General features: G+C 25.8%; 4 protein-coding genes and 1 tRNA gene. 2 read left to right on the top strand and 3 right to left on the bottom strand.

Going from position 1 to position 23,769, the window contains the following annotated elements; translation table 4 throughout:
• Positions 1 to 318 precede the first annotated feature (318 nt).
• Positions 319 to 10,701 (top strand): rhoptry family protein, encoded by a 10,383-nt coding sequence (locus T401_RS06490; protein ID WP_033178629.1) that lies wholly within the window; start codon positions 319 to 321, stop codon positions 10,699 to 10,701.
• A 72-nt stretch (positions 10,702 to 10,773) separates the two neighbouring features.
• Here T401_RS06490 and T401_RS06495 read toward each other — a convergent pair whose 3' ends face one another.
• From T401_RS06495 to T401_RS0100925, 3 genes are all read right to left on the bottom strand, one after another.
• Positions 10,774 to 19,056, bottom strand: a complete 8,283-nt coding sequence (locus T401_RS06495; RefSeq protein ID WP_033178630.1) for a hypothetical protein — start codon at positions 19,054 to 19,056, stop codon at positions 10,774 to 10,776.
• A 9-nt stretch (positions 19,057 to 19,065) separates the two neighbouring features.
• Entirely contained in the window at positions 19,066 to 20,679 is a 1,614-nt protein-coding gene (locus T401_RS0100920; RefSeq protein WP_033178631.1) for a TrkH family potassium uptake protein, read from the bottom strand.
• Positions 20,680 to 20,900: 221 nt separating this feature from the next.
• A tRNA-Lys gene (locus T401_RS0100925) sits at positions 20,901 to 20,976 on the bottom strand.
• A 222-nt stretch (positions 20,977 to 21,198) separates the two neighbouring features.
• Between T401_RS0100925 and T401_RS06500 the strand changes: the two genes are divergently transcribed.
• Positions 21,199 to 23,721: a lipoprotein 17-related variable surface protein gene (locus tag T401_RS06500; RefSeq protein WP_033178632.1), complete on the top strand. Its 2,523-nt coding sequence runs from the start codon at positions 21,199 to 21,201 to the stop codon at positions 23,719 to 23,721.
• The last annotated feature ends 48 nt before the right edge of the window (positions 23,722 to 23,769 follow it).

Here is a 23,769-nt window from a genome sequence, read left to right on the forward strand (position 1 = left end):
CCTGGAATTCAAAACAGCAAAAATCCTAATCAAAAAGCTTTATCAATCACACAAAAAGGTGACAAATACTATTTAGTAGTTAAATTTAGTGCTCAACAAATAGAGCCATATTGAATCCTTTTGAATTAAAAAAAGAAATTAAAAAAGTTGATTAAGTTCAACTTTTTTTCTTCTAAAAATTATTGAAAAACAATCATTTTTCTTGATTTTTTGAAAAAAAATTTTTTTTTTTTTTTTTTTGTTTAACAAATAAACCAAAAAATATATTTTTTGGTACAATACTGAATATTTTAAGAAAAACAAATTTTGAGGTTATATATGAAAAAAAAGTTAAAAATTATATTAGGTGTTTTATCTATTGCGACTGCCACTTCAACTATTGGAACAGTAATTGTTTTATTGCAAAAAACCAGATATGAAATTTTTAAAGAAAAGTTAAGAGGATTAGAACAATTAAATAAATTTCTAAAAGAACAAGATGATACTGATTTTTATGATGAAAATCAACTACAAAGTCAAGTAGATAAATTTAAGGCAATTGAAGACATTATTAAAAATGACAATGAAAAAATAGAAGAAAGTATCAAAGAAATTGATGCCATTTTCGATTCATACATTAATCAAACTAAGGAATTATTAAACAAATTCAAAGAACAAATGGAATCAATAAAAGATAGTGAAGGTATATCAAAAAGCGATAAAGCTGAAATCGACAATTTAATTAAGGAAATCGATAGACAGCTAAAATATAAAGAACTATACGAAAGTTTAGCAACTGTTGAACAAAGCGACAAATTAGCTAAAGCCATTGAAACTAATTTAGATGCCGAATTAAGACAACTAGATGCAAAAGCAAATAAATTAATCAATGATAATCAAAACAACCCACTATTTACCAATGATGTTGCTGAATTAAAAAATGTAAAAGATAATGTCAAAGCTAATGCAAATACCATTTTAAATAAAGCTCAAGGAGTTATCGACTTAAGAGCTGCTATTGAAAAATTCGAAAATAAATTAAAAGCAGAAAATGAAAGCATTAAGAACAAAATTGATGAATTATTAAGTGAAATTGCAACTTTAGAACCAAATCCATTTTTCAAATCAGAAGTATTAAAAAATACTGTTAAGGTCGAAAAAGACAAAATTAAGCAAATACCTGAAAATGATTTTAAAAAGATGAATGAGGAAATTCCGGTTTTAATTGACTTAATTAACAAAATTAAAGAAGATATTAAAGCAAACCAAGATCAAGCATTAGAAGAAGCGCTTGAAAAATTAAGACAAAATATTAACAATGCTAATGGTAAAAAAGAGGCTTTTGTATCTAATGAAGCCAAAAATATTCTTGAAAATGGTATTCAAGATGCATTAAGAGTTCATGAAGATCCTCAAGCTAACATCGATCAAGTAAATAATGCAATTGATACTTTAAAAGAAGTATTAAAAAGAGCAGAAGCAGAAAATCAAAAATACATCAAAGACGGTAAAATTGCTGATCACTTAGAATTAGTTAAATTAGCAAACCAATTAGCTAATGATGATGCTTATTTAACCAACAAAACAATTAGTGAAGCTCAAAAACAAGTAATTACTGATACTATTAATGCTTTAAAAGAGGTGATTGCTGATAATACATTAGATGTAATTAATAATGCTGATAACATTAGCATTGAAGAACTAGATAATGCTAATAAAAATCTAAAAGATAATTATCTTAATGCTAAAGATACAATTAAAGCAATAATTGTTAATGAATTTATTAAATATGCAAATGACATTATTAGACAAACTGAAACCTTTGTGGATTCAACATCAAAAATTCATAACCAACCAAATGAAATGGTTGTAGTTTTAACTTCTGAAAAAAATGATTTCAAAACCAAAATTGATCAATTGAATTTATCAGAAAACAAATTCGAAACTGATTTAACTGAATATAACAATGCTTTAAAACACTTAACCGATAATTTAAATAACACCAAAGAAACATATAATGAATTTGATAGCATTTTAAAATTAATTAAACAAGATAAAGAAGCTTTATTAACAAAAATTAACCAATTAAATGAATTGGGGGCTGATACAACTAAATATCAAACCATTTTTGACAAACATAATGACGATTTAACTACTACTACCACATTAGAAACTTTAAAAGGTTATGATGAAGAACTAAAAAAAGCTATTAAAGAAGCTGATGCTGAAATTCAAAAGACTCCTTCAAAACAAAGTACAATAGCTGAAATTAACAAGTTGATTGAAAAAGGAGACAAGATTTATAGTCATTTAGAAGATTCTGAAATTAAAAGAGAATTTAATGGCTTAAAAGATGAAGCTGATAATAAAGATAATTTAAATGAAACAGAATTAACTAAATTAAAAGATAAGCTTACTAATTCAGTTGCTAAAGGAGAAGAAGCATTACGTAAAAAACTACTTGATGCAATTAGATTGAATTTAGAAGAAGCAAACAGTTTATTAGCTAAATTAACAACTCCATTTTTAAAAGTACCAAAAGCATTTTTAGAAAATGTTATTAATAGTATTACAAATTATGAAAATGATGGCTTTGAAAATTTATTAGTTAAAAAAAATGCGCTTGATTTTGCAATTAGAAATTCAAAGTTTGAAATTGAAAATGATAAAGAATCTAATTCTTATTTAGAATATGTTGATAAATTAAATGCCTTATTAGCAAATGAGGATGTTAAAACTAATACTAAATTAGCTTCAACTATTGCTAATATTAAAACCAATATGCAATCCTTAGCTTCTAAATACAATGATTTAAAAGATCAAACCGGTGGAGATAATTTAGCTGATAAAAAAGATAAAATGATCAGACTAAGACAAGATATTGTTAATAAACATGACACATATTTAGCCGAAATTAAACAATCATACCTAAATGATATTAATGAATTAATTACTAAAGTTACTGAAACAGAACCTCATTTAGTACATGAAACAACTAAGAAAACACAATTATTAGATGTAATAAAACCACAATCAACAAATATTACTGAATCATCAGATTTACAAAGCATTATTGATTACCAAAAAAATCTAAAAACTGCTTTAAATGAAGCAATTCAAGCTGAAAAAAATGTGTATAAACAATGAAGTTTGGACAATAAAGACCAAACTGCTTTAATCAATCAATTAAAAGAACTTGGGCTAACTAGTGAAGCTGATAATTTAGCAAGTAAATTAACTGAATATTCAACTATTTTAGAATCAGCTGACAGCCAATTAGCACAATTAGCACCAACTAAGAAATTAATGGAAGATTTAATTGCTAATGCCAAAGCCAAGCCAAGTAGTCACACTGAATTTAAGAAATTACAAACTCAATTAGCAAAATTATTAACAGAAGCTGATGGAATTAAGAAATTAATTACTACTCCAAATGGAAATGATATTAAAACCGAATTACAATCTGCAGTTGATTCAGCTAATATTAAAACCAATAATAACAACCCAAGCCTAAATGATGGTTATGAAAATGTAATTGCTAAATATAATGAAGTAATTCCACAATTAACTAAAGCTATTAATGCAGCAAAAACTAAGTGAAAAGCTAAAGAAGAAACTAGATACAATGATATTCATGCTAAAGCGGTTGAATTAGGAAACTACAATGAATACTTAAGCAACAAAAACATTGATGATGACCAAAAACAAAAAATTACTAACGCTTTAGAAACTTTAAAACAAATTATTAAAACCAATACAATCGATAATTTAACTGAAGCTGAAGTTAATCACATTACTGAAGCTGCTAATAATTTAACTGATGGATATAATAAAGCAAAAAATCAAATTTCATTAATTATTACTAATGATTTTGTTTCTTTTTCAACAGAATGAACAACCAAAGTTGATGAATTCATTGCTTCAAACCAACACATTAGTGATATAACTGATAATACAATTTCTGAATTAAGTAATTTAAACAAAGAAATGAAAAATCAAATTAATGCTTTAAATTCATCACCTAATAAAGATCACACCAATCTAGCACCATATAACCAAAAATTACAAACTTTAATTAAAAAATATGAAAGTGCTAAAAAAGAATACCAAGCATTTTCAGATGCTTTAAGTGCTATTAAAAGCAATAAAACTATATTAAATAATAAAGTTGAAAAACTGAACAATGAAGGATATGACACCCAAGAATATCAAACTTTATTAAATAAATACACTGAAGAACAACTAAAAGCATTGACTATTGAACAATTAAATACTTATAATCAAGAATTACAAGATGCAATTACTAAAGCTGAACAACAAATTAATGTAATTCCATCTAAATCACAAACCATTGATGAAATCAATAAACTAGTTGAAAAAGGAAATGGATTATTTGATAAATTAGGTGATTCTAGTCAAAAAACTGAGTTTGCGGCTCTAGCCGAAAAAGCAAAGAATGCTTCAACATTGAATTCCACTGAATTACAAAAATTAAAAGATAAATTAATTGAATTAGTTTCATGAGCAGAAGAAGCATTAAAAAATAAATTAATTGAAGATATTAATGCAAAACTCGAAACTGCAAAAGCATTATTACCCAAAATGGCTTCAAATTTCTTAAGCAAACCAAAAGAATTTTTAGAAACACAAATTGCTGAAGTTGGTACAGATCATACTAATGATTCTTTAGAAAAACTACAAGCAAAAGTAGATAAGATAGATAAAGCAATTAAAAACAGCAATCAAGAAATCGAAAACAATTCTAATGCTGAAAAAATTGAAGCAATTATTGCCAAAATGAAAAAACTTGCTGAAACCCCTGATATTAAAGCTAGTGAAAACCAAACAATTAAGGCAACTTTAGTTCAATTAATAGCTGATATTAGTGATGTGGAAAGAGATTATGCTACACTAAAACAACAAACTGGTTCTGAAAACTTAGATACCAAAAAAGCAGCTTTAGCTAAATTAGTACAAACAAGTGGAACTAAATACTTTAATGATTTAAATGGCTTTAAAAATGAATTTTATAATGAATTACAAGCTGTTATTACTAAAGCAAATGACACAATGCCTTTATTAACTAATGAAACAGAGGCTAAAAGTGCTTTAACAACTAATAAACAAGCAGCTGAAGCACTTCAAAACAATAGTGATTTAAACAGCATTATTGAAAATAAAAATACATTAGCTTCATCATTAAATAATGCTATTGAAGCTGAAAGAAATGTTTATAAAGAATGAAGCATAGCAAATAAAGACCAAACTACTTTAATCAATGAATTAAGAAAACTTGGACTAACTAGTGAAGCTGATAATTTAGCAAGTAAATTAACTGAATATTCAACTATTTTGGAATCAGCTGACAGCCAATTAGCACAATTAGCACCAACCAAGAAATTAATGGAAGATCTAATTGCTAATGCCAAAACCAAGGCAAGTAATCATACTACATTTAAGAAATTACAAGATAAATTAAGTAGTTTATTAACTGAGGCAAATGATTTAGCCGGTTTAATTAATAATGAGATTGCTTCAAATGTTATTAATAAACTAAAACAAGCTATTCAAACAGCTAATACAGATACTAATAATAACAACCCTGATTTAAGTAATGGATATGATGAAGTTAAAGTTAAATATGATGAAGTAATTTCAAATTTAACTAATGCTATTACTAAAGCCAAAAACGATTGAAAAGAACTAGAAAAAGCAAGATATGATCAATTAAAATCAAATGCAAATGCTTTAATTGGCGATAAAAGTTATTTAAATGACAATGCTTTATCAAAAGAAGCTAAACAAACTATTACTAGTGCTTTAGAAGCTTTAAATGATGTAGTTTCAAACAATAACATAACTAACCCAGAAGCAACTGGTAATGATCTAAAAACTGCTAGTGATAATATTAAGAATAAATATGATGAAACCAAACAAATAATCAAGGATAATCAAGCTAACGCTTTAATTGCCAAGGCAAATGACTTAACTGGTAAGATTGATCAATTTTTAGCTGCTGATAATCATATTAGTAATTTCACTAATACAAAAAATGCACAACTTTCAACTAATAACCAACAACTTAAAAATAAAATTGCTGAATTAAGCGCTATTAAAGACAAAAAGGATTTAGATTTAAGTTCATATACTGAAACAATTAATGCTTTAACTACTGAGTTTGAAGAAGCAAAAACATTGTATGAAAATTACAAAAATGCTTTAGATACAGTAAAACAAAGCAAACAAACATTGTCTTCTAAAGAACAACAACTAAGAAATGAAGGCTATAACACCCAAGAATATCAAACTTTATTAAAGAAATATGATGAAAATGGATTAAAAGCTTTAAGTGTTGAGCAATTAAATGCTTATAATCAAGAATTACAAGATGCAATTACTAAAGCTGACCAACAAATTAATGCAATTCCAACTAAATCACAAACCATTGATGAAATCAATAAACTAGTTGAAAAAGGAAATGGATTATTTGATAAATTGGATAATTCAACCGAGAAAAATGAATATAAAAAATTGGTTGAAAAAGCAAAAAATGCTTCAACATTAAATGCTGCTGAATTAAAAGATTTAAAAGATAAATTAACCAATTCAGTTGCATGAGCAGAAGAAGCATTAAAAAATAAATTAATTGAAGATATTAATTCAAAACTTAATACTGCTAATTCATTATTACCTCAAATGAATTCAAATTATTTAAGTAAGCCAAAAGAAGCATTAGAAAGGTTAATTACTCAAGTTGGTACAAATCATACTAATGACTCATTAGACCAATTATTAGCCAAAGTTGATAAATTAGATAAAGCAATTCAAAGTAGTAATTTAGAAATTGAAAATAATACTAATGCTGCTAAACTTGAAGCTATTATTGCTAAAATGAAACAACTAGCTACAAAATCAGATATTACTAATAGCCAAAATCCGGCAATTCAATCAACTTTATCTCAATTAAAGGCTGAAATTAGTGATGCTGAAAGAGAATATGGCAATTTAAAACAACAAACTGGTTTAGAAAATGCAAAAACTAAACAAACTAGATTAGCAGAATTAGTAACATCAACTGGAGCCAAATACCAAAATGATCTAACAAGCTTTAAAAATGCATTTCACAATGAATTACAAAGTGTTATTGCCAAAGCAAATGAAACATTACCTTTATTAACTAATGAAACACCAGCTAAAGCCACTTTAACAACCAATAAACAAAATGCGCAAGCAATTCAAAGCAATGCTGATTTAAATACCATTATTGAAAATAAAAACACATTAACCTCTTCATTAAATAGCGCTATTGATGCTGAAAGAAATGTTATTAAACAATGAAGTAGAGATAACAAAAATCAAACTGCTTTAATAGAAAAATTAAAAACCCTTGGTTTAACTACTGATGCTAATAATTTAACAAGTAAATTAACTGAATATTCAAGCGTTTTAGAATCAGATCAAACCCAATTATCAAAATTAGCTTCAACTAAAACATTAATGGCTGATTTAATTAATGATCTAAAAACAAAAGCTACTAAACACGAGGATTTTTTAGCTGAACAAAGAAAACTTACAGCATTATTAACTGATGCAAAAAGTTTTATGGATTCATTGCCTCAACCTGAAGCAGATCAAATTAAAAATACCTTGTTAACTGCTTATAATCAAGCAAATACTCAAACCAATAACAATAATCCTGATTTAAGTCATGGTTATGAATCAATAATGCAAAAATATGCACAAGTTATTTCACAATTAACAAGTGCATTAACTAAAGCTAAAAACGATTACAAAGCCCTTGCTTTACAAAAATACAATAATCTTCATACTGAAACAGCTGACTTTATTAACAATAAAGTAAACAATGACCCAACGTTACAAAGCAACTTTAGAGATCAATTCAATACTAATTATGGTGGTTCGGTTGATAATCTAAGCGCAGACGCTATTTTAGCGAAATACAATCAATTAGTACAATTTAATAATTCTATTATTGGTCAAGCCTGAAATAAAACTGTTCAAGATACTAATAGAACAATTGAAGAAGTTAGAACATATCCTCACAATGAGAAATATTTAACTTCATTAAATACTCAATATACAGAGGCAACTGAAAGTGTAGGTCAAACTAATACAAATGCTAATAAAATTGCTCAAAGAGATAAATTGATTACAGCAATGACCCTAAAACAACAAATGCTAGATAATGCTTTGGCACAATGAAGAACATTATGAGATGCTTCAAATGAATATAATAAAAATCCATGATTAACTAATAGAGCTTATCCAAATACAAATTTTAATACTTATTTTAAAACTATTCCTCGCAATAAATTTAATGATTCTCCAAGAAATTTAGAAGAATATAAGAAAGTTTGAAGTGCCATTGAAGAGTTGCAAGGCAAATTATTTGATGCAAATAATCAAATGATAGGATTATTTAAAACTCATCCAATTAAACGTCATTTCACATGAAAATCAGAAGATTTATCTATGAAATATACTGAATTATTTGTTTCTTACATAAAAGAATATACAATGTTAATTAAAAATGGTAATTTTGATTTATTAAATGATCGTCTAGAAAAAGCACAAGGTTTAGAGCAATTTTCAAGAACCATTTCAAAATATTGAAATTTAAGAAAACAATTTAATTTCATTAGCTCTAATTACACAGAAGAACCATATAACACTATAATGGGTTCATATGTTAAGGCAATGCAACCAATATTAATTAAAGGTGTTGATGCTGATTCTTCAGTCGATGAACTATATACAAAATTATTAAAAGATATGGAAATAGGAAAAATGATTAGTGACAAATTTGATGAAGGCAATGGGTTTGCTGAATTCTTAGCTAAAAATAATAATTTCCGAAACAGAACTCAATATTTAGACAACATTACTCAAAAATTTGAAGATAAATATGAAAAAAATGCATCTTTAATTACATCTCAAGGTGTACTAATGCATAAAGCAATTACTGAATATCTAGAAACTGAATGAAATAAATTATCAAACTTAGTACTTACAATCTTACCAACAACAGCAAGTAATATTGCAAATCAAATTACTCAGGGATTAAATGCTACTGAAACACAAAAAAATGTTGCAATAAACCCTAATACACCTAATAATACTTTAACAACATTAGAAACTGATGAGCAGCTTTTAAGAAATTTAGTTTCAACTAGAGCACTAGTCGATGATGCTTTAAAACAATTAAACTCAGTGGCAACAAGAAATTACACTACTACTTTGTTGGGTTCTACTAAGATTCAATTAGCAACAATTAAGAATAAATTAAGTTCATTATTACCAAACCCAACTTATAACAGTGATATTGCTGGTTCATTAAGAAGCGGATTGAATAATTTCATTAATTACTTTAACCAACAACACGAATTATTAACTAGATTGTTTGAACAAACTAAATCAGCGCCTAATGAAAATATCAATCTAAGAATTCAAGTACTTCAAAAAACAATTGAATATGCAACTATTTATTTAGAAAGATTTATAAGCTACACAACCGTTGGAGATGTTGGATATGAAATTGATGAATTAGTAAGTAGATTCTTTAGAACTTATTATTCAACCAATGTAAGCAAAGGGCAATATGGTTGATTAAATAAAGAAGCTGTTTCCATGTTTATTCCAAAACTAGATTCACCTGATGCTCCTAATAATTATTTAACAAGAGATAATGCCTTTAATTATATATATGATATGAAAGATTCAAGAGGTAATGCTCAATCTAGAGCTATTAACCACATCTTAATTCTTGACGGTTTTCTACCTTATGTATATCAATCATATAAATCATTGGATGATTTATTAACCAAATTAAATAATTGAAATACAATCAAAAATGATTTCATTAGATCAGCAAAATCTACAGGAACAACTCAAGTTGAAAATGTTAAAAAAGTATTAAATTCTGTTGAAAAAGAAATATTTGATTTTTATCAATACTTTGTCACTGAAAACCCAATTCCATGAAAACCAACTGTTGCTGATGATATGACTCCTCAATATAATAAAATTCTAAATGTTGTTCAAGAAAAAGCTGAAAAAACAAATGATGGTACTTCATTTGGTAAATACATTAGATCTAGAATTTATGAAATAACTTCAATGGTAGCAGCTAATAAAGCTAATGCAAGTTCTTTATGAACTGCTATTACAATGTTGCATAACACAAATCATACTTTTGAAACAATGCGTAATTCAAGTAATGATTTTGAATTAACTATTTTTAATGAAGGGTATTTCCCTGGATTTTATAAGACCGCTAATAAAACAGCCGATCTACTTACAACCTTAAAAATGTTGAATGACAAATTTGCTAATACTTCAAAAACTTTTGCTGTTCTTCCACAATTAACAATTCCAAGAACAGAAACTGCAGGTCAATTATTCCATTATGGAGAAAGAAAATATGATGAAAAATTTGGTTCATGAAAAGAAAACGAAAGTGAATTAGATAATAAAAATCCAAACTTTGCTGTTTTCAAACAAAATGAATATACAATTCATACTCAATATAAAATATGAGCTAAATACATATATCGTTTTAAAATCTTTGAATTAGATGAAAATAAATTAAATAGATTAAAAGAAATTGAAAGAAATGCTTTAATAAAATATAACGCCAATGCTCCTGAAGAAGCAATTGCAATATTAAAAGCAGGATTAAAAGAATTATACAATTTCCAATAAAAAAGCCAACAACACTGTTGGCTTTTTCTTTTAATATTTAAAAATCATATTTTTGATTTCTATTACATTTTTTTATTCAAATTTTGTTGTGTTTTTTAAATGGCTTCATTTGCTAATTGATTTTTGGTTGTTTAATGCCATAAATTTTGCAAATCCACCTTCTTTTAAAGTTAATAAAATATATTCTTTTTTAGAGATTTCATTGGGTTGCCCATTTTTAGAAATCTTGAATTTGAATGGTTTTAATTTATTTTTTTCTTTTTCATTATAACCAGAAGATACAATCAAATACATAATTGAATCAGGCCCATAATTATCTTCATTATAATAATCATAAACATATTTAAATTTACTTCATTCTCAATGATAATCAATAATATAATTATTCATTTCACGACGATATTTTTCTTCTAAATAATATTGCATACCAGCAAATTTGGAAGAAAGGCCAGGAATTGCTTTAATATTTGTTCCTTCTTGAAGTTCTCAAAGAATTGATCTAACACCAGAATATAGATTTATAAAACCGTTTGAATCTCTTTGACTTACTAATGTTTCCCTACCAAACATTTCAAATAAAGCGAAATTAATAACATTGGTGAAGCGATACATTGCTTGGTATTCAGGCAATTTTGCTCTTATATGATAATTATCGTTTGCTCCCGGTGTGCGTTTAATAGCTTGATTTAATTGATTTGCCATCATTTTATATAAAGTGTCAATTGTTCTAAAAATATCTACACTAACAGTAATATTATCGGGATCACTAGTATCACCTGTTGCGCCTGGTTTAAAAGCGTTTTTAATAGTATTTGAAATTTGATCATTTAAATATTTCATTGTAGTTCTTTTTGAAACGTCAGGATCTTGATTTAAGTTGCGTAAAGCATTATATAGCACTGAATTTTCGAAATTAGATTTTCCAAAGAAAATGTTAATTAGTTTCACTAGTTTATCTCCAGTTACAACTCTATTATCTCCTATTAAAGGAATAATTACCAATACATCATTAAAACTAAAGACAGATGTTACTTGGTCAAAGGCATCTTGTAGTCATTTTGAAGGGTTTGCAATATCAAAATCTTTTGCATGTTTTGCTAATTGAACAATAGTTCTATTTAAGAATTTTCTTTGATATAACTCGGTTTTGGTTAATTCAGGAATTAAATCTTTAATTAAAGTTGCTAAGAAGGTTTTGTCATCAGGAGTTATATTTTCTAATTTCATAAATTGAACTAGATTGTCAATAATAATATTAATAATTTCATCATCTTGGGCAAATTTCAAAATTACATTGGTAATATTTTGTTTTAAATTATCTTTGATTTTCAAAATAATTTTTGATAATAATTCACCAAAATTGCTTGCTTCAGTTACCTTTGAACCAGCCATAAAATCATTAATTAAAGTATCAATAATATTTTTTGTTTCATTATAATTAACTACTTTTGTAATAATTGATTTCAAGACATCTGTAGACAAAACAGGGTTTTTAAAAAGAGAATAATCTAAAGCACTGATTTGGTCTTTTAATATTCTATATAATACATTACCTAAAGCAGTTTTACCATTGACATTATCTTGTTTAATTGAACCATTTAAAGCACTTAGACCGTTGAATAATAATTTTTCAACTTCGGCTAAAAATGCTTGTTGTTTAGCATTATTAGTTTCTGTGTTTGCTTCGTTTGGGTTGGTTTCGGCAGATGAAGAAACATCTAATGAATTATTTTCTTTTTTATTAAATTTATTTAAATTATGAACAATAAATGAGTATAGTGCTCATAATTCTGATTCAAGTTGACTTACATCTAAGGTTTTGTCTAAGATGGTTTCTAATAAATCTTCAATATTTGCTGTTGTTAAATATTTACTAAACTGAATTGATTTTATTGTATTGATAATATCACCAATTAATCCTTGTTGATTGAAATGACCATCATTGTCTAAAATATTGATAGTAGTTGTTAATTCTAAGAAATCATCAATTAAGGATTCAACAATGTTTAAAGAACCTAATTTCATTACTACTCTTTTTAGTAATGATTTAATATGATTAATTTGATCACTAGTTGTATCTAAATGATATTCTTTGATACTTCAATCTAAAATGAATTGAATTGTCTTATCTACTGTTTCTTCATTGCTTAACATGTAATCAATAATGTGATTTACAAATGATTTAAAGGCAGGTTTATTGGTTCTAATTAGATATGAGAACAATTGATTAAAATCATTAATTGTTTCAAAGGTTTCATGATTGATTGAAATTAATGAAATTAATAATGAATCAACTAGGTCCTTAGTTGCTTGGTCTTCAAAAATAATATGGTCAATTGATTTAATAATTTCATCAGCTAATTCAATACCTGATTGATCTAAATTAGGAATATTTTGTTTAATTTTTTGAAGTTGTTGATTTACTCAAATACGCATATTTGGTTCATTGATAAATCAAGTTGATAATTTTGGCACAGCAGCAATAACTTCTTGACGGTCTTCTTCGTTTAAAATGGTAAACACTGATTTAAATAAATTAAAGAAGACATTGATGTTAATAGTAATGTTGCCTTCAAATACAATAATTGGTCTTTTTTGTGTGCTTGAATTTGAATTTGGTTCTGAAACATTATCAGAATTATTATTGCTTTCAGTGGGTGATAATTGAATAATGTGACTAAATTTATCAATATTGTTTAATAACAACAACATAACATTTTTTAATTCTTGTGAAGTTAAATCATGAATATAATGATCAATATTGTCAAAATTTAATTTATTAATAATGGCTACCAAATTAATTGTTTTGGCAAAATCATATGTAGCAAAATTAAAGCGGTTGGTTTCAAGATTTTTAACAATAACATCTAAGACATTTGGCACTAATCCATCAAACAATTTAAAGCTTGGAATATAACCCATTAATTTTTCTAAAGTTGATATTAAACTTTGTTTACCTGTTTGGCCAAATTCAACCCCTTGAAGATCTTGATCCATTAATTCAACTAAGAAAGTTGCTAGGGCGTTTTTTAGAATTGAACCCTTTTCACCATTAACAAAGTTTTCAAAAATGTCATTAATCTTAGTCAATAAAAATGTTTTGTTTTGCTTAATAAAGTTTGCAACTCAATTATGGAAACTGGTTGCTTTTAAGGCAACTTCATTACTAAATAAGTTAGCAATTAATTCTTTAGCTAAAGGGACAATAAAGGTGTTATATTTTTCATTAAAGAAATCTTTTAAATAAGTTTTTACAATTTCTAATTGAGCTAAAGTGGCTTGGTTAAATCTTATTTGATCAAAAGCAATATTATTAATTTGATCAAGTACTAATTTCTTAATATTAATAGTATTAAAGATTCAATCAACAAATGTTTCTTTATCCATTAAAACTTTAGCAACTTGAATAACTTCATTAATATTGTATTTATCACTCACTAATGTAATTTCAAAAATTTGGTTTATTAATTCATTGTTGTTTTTTAGATCTTCTTTTATATTGTTAATTAATAAATCTTTTAATTCCTCAAAAGTTTCATTACCAGTTAGGTTGTTTGCTAAAGTGTTATAAATTAAAGTTTTTAAATGATTAAATAAAGTGGCATTGTCTAAATTCTTTAATACTTCTTTAATATAAGTAGTCAATTTTTCGCTTTCAGCACTTGATAAAGTTGTATTGGTTTTAATCTTAATTAAGGCTAATAAAACATTATTAACTTTATTTAATAAATCATCATTATGAGTAATATTGTTTATTAATTTATCAACTAAAGTACTTAATGAATTTTGGTTTATATTTTTTAACACCTTTATTAATAATTCTTGTGGAGTGTTTCAAGTATATAAATCACCATTTAAGACCATATGAGTTAATACTTCTTTAAATAATGAAATATTTTCATCATTAATTAATTCACTTAATAAAATATCGACAACTGATTTGGCATATTGATCAACATTTCTATCAGTACGATCTAAATGAACCATTTCATCAAGAATTGGGCGTTCAATTTGTAATAAAGCTTTTTTGATGAAATCTTTTAAAACTTCATTAATTTGTTTATCTCTAACAATGGTTTTTATTGTTTCACTTGATTCATTAATAATTTGTAATTTGTCATCTTTTGATAATTTATTTAAAATGGCTTTAATTATTCTAATGATTGTTTCTTGATTTCATGATGAAGCAGTTGCATCTGGAGTTGATGAATCTGCATTAAAATCAGTGGTTTCATTTGGATTTGTATTGTCGGAATTAATAGTCTCTTTAAATGAAATTTTAGACAAAATAAATGAGGTATTATCGAATAATATTTGAATAATATTTCTAATATCTTCATTGTTTAAATCATCATTAATAAAGGCAATGACATCATCAGGATTAAAAGCACTTAATAAAGCCTTAATATTAATTAGGTCTTGGAAATTATACTTAGTTGTGTCAAAACCAAAATTATTAATGTTTTCAGTGATTTTAGAAATAAAGTTTTCAATTAATGAATTATGAACATTTAATTTATATAACTTACGGATTAATTTTTCTAATGTCTTATTTAAAATGGTTAGTTTTTCTGGTTTTAAGACTAAATCGGGTACTTTTTGTTTTACAATGGTTAAAATCAACTGAGTGGTTAATTGAATTCTATCTGGAGCTTGTTTGTCAAATAAGAATTCATCAAATAAAATCCCAGTAATTTCTTTTAATAATGATTTAGCATCATTTAATCCATTAACAATAAATTCCTCTAATGTATTTGAACGATCAACATTTTCTTTGCTAAAAATTCTAGTAATTAATTGTTTAATTTTAATTAGAATAATTGAATCTCATTTTTCATTAATAAAGCTTTTTAAATCAACTAACAATGTAATTAAATCATTTTTGGCTATTGAATCTAAACCTAAACTGTCTAAGTTAATTTGATCAATAGCATTTAAAATAATAGTTTTAATATCCAATTTATTAAATATATAATTGATTAAAGTTTCTTTTGATAAGATGATTGATAAATTCTTAATCAATTCTTTTGATTCAACTTTGGAAATATTGCTTTTATCTTTAACAAAAATGACATCCAAAATTTCATTTACTAATGTTTGGTTATTAAATGAGAAATAAGTTAAAATGTTTTCTTTTAAATAAACCACAAAATCATTTATATTAGCAATATCTGAAACAACTAATTTGTTTGCTTGCTTATTAATATGCGCTACAAAATTACTAAAGAATTTGGAATCAGGAATATTGCCTATCATTTTTCTTATAAAGCTTTTTAATGAAGTTTTTTCTTCATTTGTAAATGTGGTTTTAGTTTCATCTTTAACAAAACCAAATAAAATGTCAACTCCTTTATTTCATATTTCATCATTATTAACAATGTTTTTAATTAGACTAGCTATAATATTTGGAAATTGATTATTTGGGGCTTGTTTAAAGATTTTTACTAATAATTCATGAGGTTCATTAAATTGATAATTTTGATTATTATTGATAATATCATGAATTAAATATTTGACTGAATCAACTAAATCAGTAGAAATAACACCATCATAAATAGAATAGAATCAATTTTTAACATAATCTTCTAAATTAGCAAATTCAGAATTAGCTAAAATTTCAGCTTCTAAATGTTTTTCTCTTAAATAATTTGTAATTGGAAAAACACCTAAATATTCAATCACATGGTTGTAAATTTGTTGTAATAATGAGTTTTTAGCAAAAGCATCATTAAAAATTGAATCAATTGTTGCATTGAAGAAATTTTTGGCTTGAGCATTTAATAAATTAGCATCTGCCTTTAAAATGTTTTTAAATAGATTGATTAAATTGTTTCGGTAATTATTATCCGTTAAATAAGTTAAGTTTTGTGGTCTTAAAGCATCTAAGGTTTTAATAAAACTAATTCCTAAAACATTCAAGCCATTTTGGTATTTAGTTTCATCAATATGATTTGGTTTGAAACTTAAAAAGGCAAATAATAATTTATGGCTTTTATTAACATCAAAGTTATTTGATTCATTGTCAAACAAATTATAAATAGTTTGACTAATAAGATTTAATGATTCTTTATTGCCTAAATTTTCTTGATTACGTTTAATAAAGGTTTGCACTGCTAAAGAAACAAAATCATTGATTTTTTCAAAAGAATTAAAATTATCAATAAAAGTATTCACAAAATATTTAAAATCATCAATTTGTTGTTGATTAAAATGTTCATTGTTAATTAAGTATTTAGCGCTAATAACATCAATCATATTTTGTTTAAATACATCAATTACTTTAACTTGTTTGTCTTGGATTAAAACGGTTTTTTGTTTTGCTAAATCAAGAATGGTTTTAATTAATTCAGTAATTTTAGTATTAGATGAGGCAAGGATTTTGTTTAAAAAGGCTAAACTAGTATCAATATTTTCGAAATAATCAACTGGATTATTAATAATTTCATCCAATACGTCATCAAAAATCGCTAACATTTTTTGTTTAATAGTTTTTTCTTCTAAGAAATCAGAAACAATATTATCCAATTTGGCATTAAATAATTTGTTAATTAAATCTTTATTAAATAAACAATCCAAAATACTTCTTAAAGAAGTTTTAAAATGTTGCTGGTTATTTGAATTTAATAAAAATCCTGAAACACTAATTTCTTTAAAAATAGCAAAAATATGATCAGCAGATGTTAAATCATTTGCAATTGCTTGTTTAAATTGATCAAATTGAATTTCATTTGGTAAGGTGTTTTTAAAAAGAACATCAATATCGTAATTTAATTTGTTTATTTGTTTATTTAAATATTTATTATCACAAACATTATTTATTAAATTAATTACAAATTCTTTAAATTCAGCATTAGTTAATAATTCATTTAATTTGTTTGTAATTGGTAAAAATTGTTCATTTGGAAAACCAATAATATTGACAATTTTATTAAAGAAGTCAATTAGCATTTCATTAGAAACATTTTTGCCATTATTAAAATAATATTTAAAAGATCTTAAAATATTTTGATCATATTTTTGATTCAATAATTTGTTTAAAATAACTTGGTTATCATTAATTTTTTCAAATTCATATTCCTTTTTAAAAGAAGTAACATTATCACCTAAAACACCAACAATCTGGGTCTTAATGCTAGTTGGTTTTGATTTGAAATCAAACACTTGATAATAAGGCTTTTTAACAATTGGTTGAGCTTCAGGATTTGGTTGTTTAGATTCATTTACAATATTAGTATTTTCTAAAGATTTTATTATTGGATGAGAATAATAATTTTGAATCAAATTAATGTAATCATTTTCAGATAAAGACATTTTCATAAAAATATCTTGGATCATTTTTTTAATTGCTAATACATTCGGTTTAACGCTTAAAAAACCATCACTTAAATAAGAGATATTTTTATTTAAATATTCATTATCAGTATAACTAAAGAAATTAATATTATTGTCTTTAGAAGCAGTTTCTAAAGATTTATTTAAAACGTTGGTTAATTCAAATAAAACATTCTTGTTTGAACTATTTTCAATTACTTTAGCTAATTTTAAATATGGAGTAGCATAACCAATTATATTAATATTAAGATGTTCATTAATTTTTCTTAATTCTTTAATTAATAAATTAATCTTGGTATAAACAAGATTCGCCCTTTGTTGGGCTTGAGTAATTAAATTTTGAATAAAAGTTTGGGTTTCTTCATTAGTTTTGCTTTGAGTTAAATGGAAAACGATGTCTAATAATTCTTGTTTCTTAAAAAAATCATTAAAACCTAATGAAATAGTCATGAAATTAGCATTAGCAATTGAATTTGATAAGAAGCTAAATTTGTTGTCTTCTAATTGAAAATTATTGAATAATTTTGCTAATTTAGCTTGGTTTTCAATCATTTCATTAAGGTCTTTTTGTACATTTAGATTGTAATCAAAATGATTTTGATTAAAACTTGAATATTTTGTTGGATTTAATAAGTATAATCAATCATCAATTGTAGTATTAGCTAAACTAAAATTGTAAAATGAAGATAATTTGGTATATTCATCATCAAGCATATGAATAGCATTAGCTAAATATGAAGCATAAGAAAGCCCATATATTTCATTACGTTCTTTATTGAAATAATTTGCCTCATGGCTTTTTAAAGAAATTTCAGCACTGCTTGATCATTGATCACCAATGGCAACATAATTAACATCGCCTTTAATCATGGCTTGTTTTGGTTGTTCAATAATTTCATTTTTTTTGGTAATGTTGTTTTCTTTTTCTTTTTTCTGGCATGAAGTAGTAGCAATCACTGTTGAACCAATAATTACACTAGAACCTAGCAATTTTACTAGGTTTTTAGTTGTATTTTTTTTCATTATGATCTCCTATCCTATTGAAACATCTTCATAAATGTATTCATAGTAATCTGGTCTTTTGTTAGCTTTTCCTCAAATTAAAATGGTTTGAGTAATGCCTAATTGTCCAATAAACATGTATAAAATTAATAATAATTTTGAAATTAAACCTAATTCAGAAGTTAACCCAGTCGATAATCCCGAACTACCGAATGCTGAACAAACTTCAAAGGTTATATGTGAAATATCAAATTGTTTATAATCAACATTATTTAAATGTAAACCGGAATGTTCATATGAAGAATAAGTTATTAATACTCCGATCAAAATTAAGGCAACACCAATTGCAAAAATATTAACTGCTTTAATCAAGGTCTCTTTACCAATTTGACGTTTAAAAGCATTGATTTTGGTTTTACCTCTAATCATTGTTATAATGCTTAAGAAAATAACGGCAATAGTAATATTTCTAATTCCTCCAGCAGTTGAAACTGGTGAAAAACCAATAAACATTAAAATTGCATGAACAATAATTGATTGGGTTGAAAAATGATAATAATCAACAACTGTAAATCCGGCTGATCTAGTTGATACTGTTTGGAAGAAAATGCTTCCTATTTTTTGAGCAGTATTCCCATATTGTTTTTGATTTCAGAATGATTGTGGATTTTTAGAAATTGTTTCAAATAAAATTGTTAATAAAAATCCAATAACAGTTACAAATAAATAAGTAATTAAAGTTAATTTAGTGAATAAGTTGAAACGGTGTCTTGGTTTATTTTTTCTTAAAGAAACTAATTTTTGATAAACATCATATATAACTGGATATCCAATTCCACCAATAAAGATTAAAATAATGGTGAAGGTTTGAACATATCAATCAAAATAAAATGGTTGTAAGCTTTTTGAGCCAAAGATATCAAATCCAGCATTACATAAAGAACTTATTGAGTGGAAAACAGCATATCTTAAAGATAATGTTAAATTTCCTTTTGGATTAGCAAGCTCAGATTCATAAGGATTAAAAACTTGAAATTCTTTAACATTATTGGCTTGTGCATAATCAGCAATTTCTGATTCAATTGTTGTTTTATTTAAAGTGGTGATATTTTCATTATAAAACCTACCATGAGGGCTAAAATAAAAAATTAAAGTAAAAGTTATAACTGCTAAAACCAACACAATTAATAAAAACGAAATTGAAACTTTGATTAGCTTTTTGGTATCTCCTCAAGTATTAGCCCCTCTTTCAGTTTGAGAAACTTGACTATTAAAAACGCTCATTTTAAAACCAAAGATATTTTGAATAACATAAACCTTAATCGCAAATATTCCAAGACCACCAACAAAGATAGCAATAGCAATAATAGCTTGTCCAAATCCATTAAAGCCTTTGCTAATGGCTAAAGTGGAGAGACCAGTATCACTAAAAGCAGATGAAGCTAAAAATAGGGCATCTGAATAATCAAAATTAGGTTTAATAACCTTTAAATCATTTGTATGGGTAATTGGTCAATAAAGTAATAACGAAATAATGAGTGTAAAAAGAATGTACACTATAAAAATATGTTTAACAGGTCCAATACTTTTAAAAAAACTAAAAAATTTATTTGTCTTTTTTGCCTTTGGTTCTTTGTTTTTCATAATGCGACAATTATAAGTTTTTTAATAAAAAAATGGTGTTTTACAGAAAGAAATAGGAAATTTACACAAAAAAATAACTTTTTGGTGTTTAAAATTAGTATTTTTTAGATTTTATTATGATTTATAATCACTACTTTTATATGAACTATGTTCATAATAAAAGAAGAAATTCAAAAAGAAAATAAACAAAAAAACTTGTGGTTTCACAAGCTTTTCTGAAATGGTACACCCTGTGGGGCTCGAACCCACGACCCAGGGATTAAGAGTCCCTTGCTCTGCCAACTGAGCTAAGGGTGCTTTTTTAATTTAAGTCTAAAATTTAATTTTTAATTTTATAAAAATACTCATTGATTTTTTAGACCTAGAATATTATAAACTATATTTGTGGGTTTTCAAAAAAACTATTTCAAAATAGGTCAAAAAGTTAGGTTGAAATTAACATTTTTTAGATATATATTCTATTGAATATAAAGAAATTATAATTCTTCTGGATATTTATGAAAGGATTATAAACTAAAAATGAGTAAAAAAACAAAAGTTATATTAGGTATATTAGGAACATTAACTCCACTTGTTTCATTACCTATAATTGCAACAAAATGTGAAAAAGACAAGCCAACACCACCTAAACCAGTTCCAGTTCCGGGGGGGGAGACTAAGCTTACAAAAGTTCAATTAAATGAAGAATTAAACAAAATCAAGATTTCAGTTGCTGAAAAAGTTACTGGACCAGAAGTTGTAAGCAATAATCAATTAGCTGTTTTAAGCGGTTTTGACGCTGAAAAAGTTAATGCTAATATCATAGAAGTCGTAAATGTTGATGATACAAATATCAAAGTTAAAGTTGAAGTTGTTGACAAAAAAGATGCAACTAATAAATCTGATGCTAAAGAAATTAATGTAGTTGTATTTTCAAGTACTGCTAAAGAACAAGAATTAAAAGCTGTTTTAAATGCTGAATTAGAAAAAGTTACTTTAGGAATTTCAGATGCAACCAAAACCGGGCCTGAAATTCAAGATGATAATAGCATAATTACTGCTAGTGGGCATGATGAAACTAAAGCAAAATTAAAAATCAATGAAATTCAAATTGAAAATGATACCCATATTAAAGTTGTATACACAGTAACTAATCCAAATGGAGCTTATACATCAGACAATACTAAAGAAGCTAGTTTAGAAGTATATTCAACTTTACAAAAAGAATTAGACGCAAAAGCTGAAACACTAACAGCAGTTTATTCAAAAGAAACTTTAATTAATGCCATTGGATTACAAATTGCTGACATTAAAGTTAAAGATGGCGAAGCAGATCTAGCTAGTGAATATGCTGTTAATGGATTAGCATTTGTTAACAAAGAACCTACTGAAGAAGAAATTAACACTGGTAAAAGATTAGTAAGTTTTTCAATTACTAAAGATTCTAAAACTTCAAAAGTTGTCCAAAAATCAGTTCAAGTTGAAAAATCAAATAAAGCTGTCATTTTAGATCAAAAAGAAAAAATTAAAACTGGTTTTGAATTAATTGATACATATAAATCAATAGAAACTTTAGAAGCTCTTGAAGAAGGAACAGTATTATCATATGATTACAAGACTTTTAAAGTATTCAGTGGTGAAAAATGAAATTCACCTGATAGAGTTGATTTATTTAAATTAAAAGATAATTTGTCATTAGATAATTTAACTAAATTTTATTCAGAACGTGATATGAATACAGGTAATAAAGTTGTATTGCACAAAGTCGCAAAAGGACAATATGAAATTAAATTTTATATTGGAAATCACTCATTCAATAAAGAAGAAAAAGCAATTGATGTTGAACAATTAACTATTACAGGTTTAAATTCAAAATTATTAGATAAAGCAGCTTTAGATGCATTATTAGAATCAAAAGCAACTGAATTTGTATATTCAACCAAAACTGAAGTTTATGCTAAAGATGCTAATGAAGAAGGAATTACAAAACCAGAATTTCCAGAAGGAGTTTCAGTTTTAATTTCTAACTTAACTAAAAATGCTAGTGAAGGTTCAATTACTTTCAATGTTGTAATTTCAACAACTGATGCTGAAGGAACTTCAAAATCTTCAGATCCAAAATCAATAACTATTTCTGAATTTAAACAAGATTCATTGGGTACTGAATTGGAAGGTTTAACAGTTGATTATACAACCAAAACTACTAAACCAAGTGAAACAACAAATATTGAATTAATTACCGTTAAAAAAGGCGAAGCAGATTATAATCCTGAAGGAATAACAGTTTCCAAAGAAATTGTTGCTGCAAAAGCAAATGATGTTAGAGGAGAAATTGTTGTTAAGATCACTTTAACAAAAGATTCCCAATCTACTTATAAAGAATTTACTATTGGTGGATTTACAACTAGTGAATTTAATTTAGATGATTTTGTTAATGGATTAACAATTGAATTACAAAATGTTGCAAATAAAGCAGAAACTTTAGCTTCATCAATTAAAGAAAGCAACATTAATGTAGTTGATCCAAAGGGAAATACTAACTTAGTTACAATTTCACATGAATTTAGTGCAAATAATGAAACTGGTAGTCTAACTGTAACCACTACAATTACTAAAGATAGTGAAACAAAAACCAAAACTACTAAATTTACTGGATTTAAAATTGTTAAATCAGATGAAACATTATTAAATGAATTAAGAGAAGCTGCAGCAGCTGGTACTTTATTATCAACTGAAGGTATTTATGCACTATTTGAACAAGCATCTCAAAGAAATAAATATAATGCTAAAAATGGTTTATATGTACATCAACAAACACTTCAAGTTGGTGTTTCAAGTAGTGATTCTAAAAAATCAAAACTTGTATTCCCATTAAAATTCCAAAAAGAAGAATTTAATAGCGATTCAAGATACGCAGAATTATTAAAAGCTAACTGAATAACTTCAATTAGTGGTACTCAAAAAGCTATGAAACCTATTAAACAAGAAGATGGTTCATGATCATTTAGTTATGTAATTGGAGAAAAAGGAACAACTGAATACACTTTCTCAGTTTCAGCTTAATTAATAATTTAAAGGGGGATTAATAATCTCTCTTTTTCTTTTGTTTTA

Source organism: Mycoplasma anseris ATCC 49234, assembly GCF_000702805.1.
Classification (GTDB): domain Bacteria; phylum Bacillota_I; class Bacilli_A; order Mycoplasmatales; family Metamycoplasmataceae; genus Metamycoplasma; species Metamycoplasma anseris.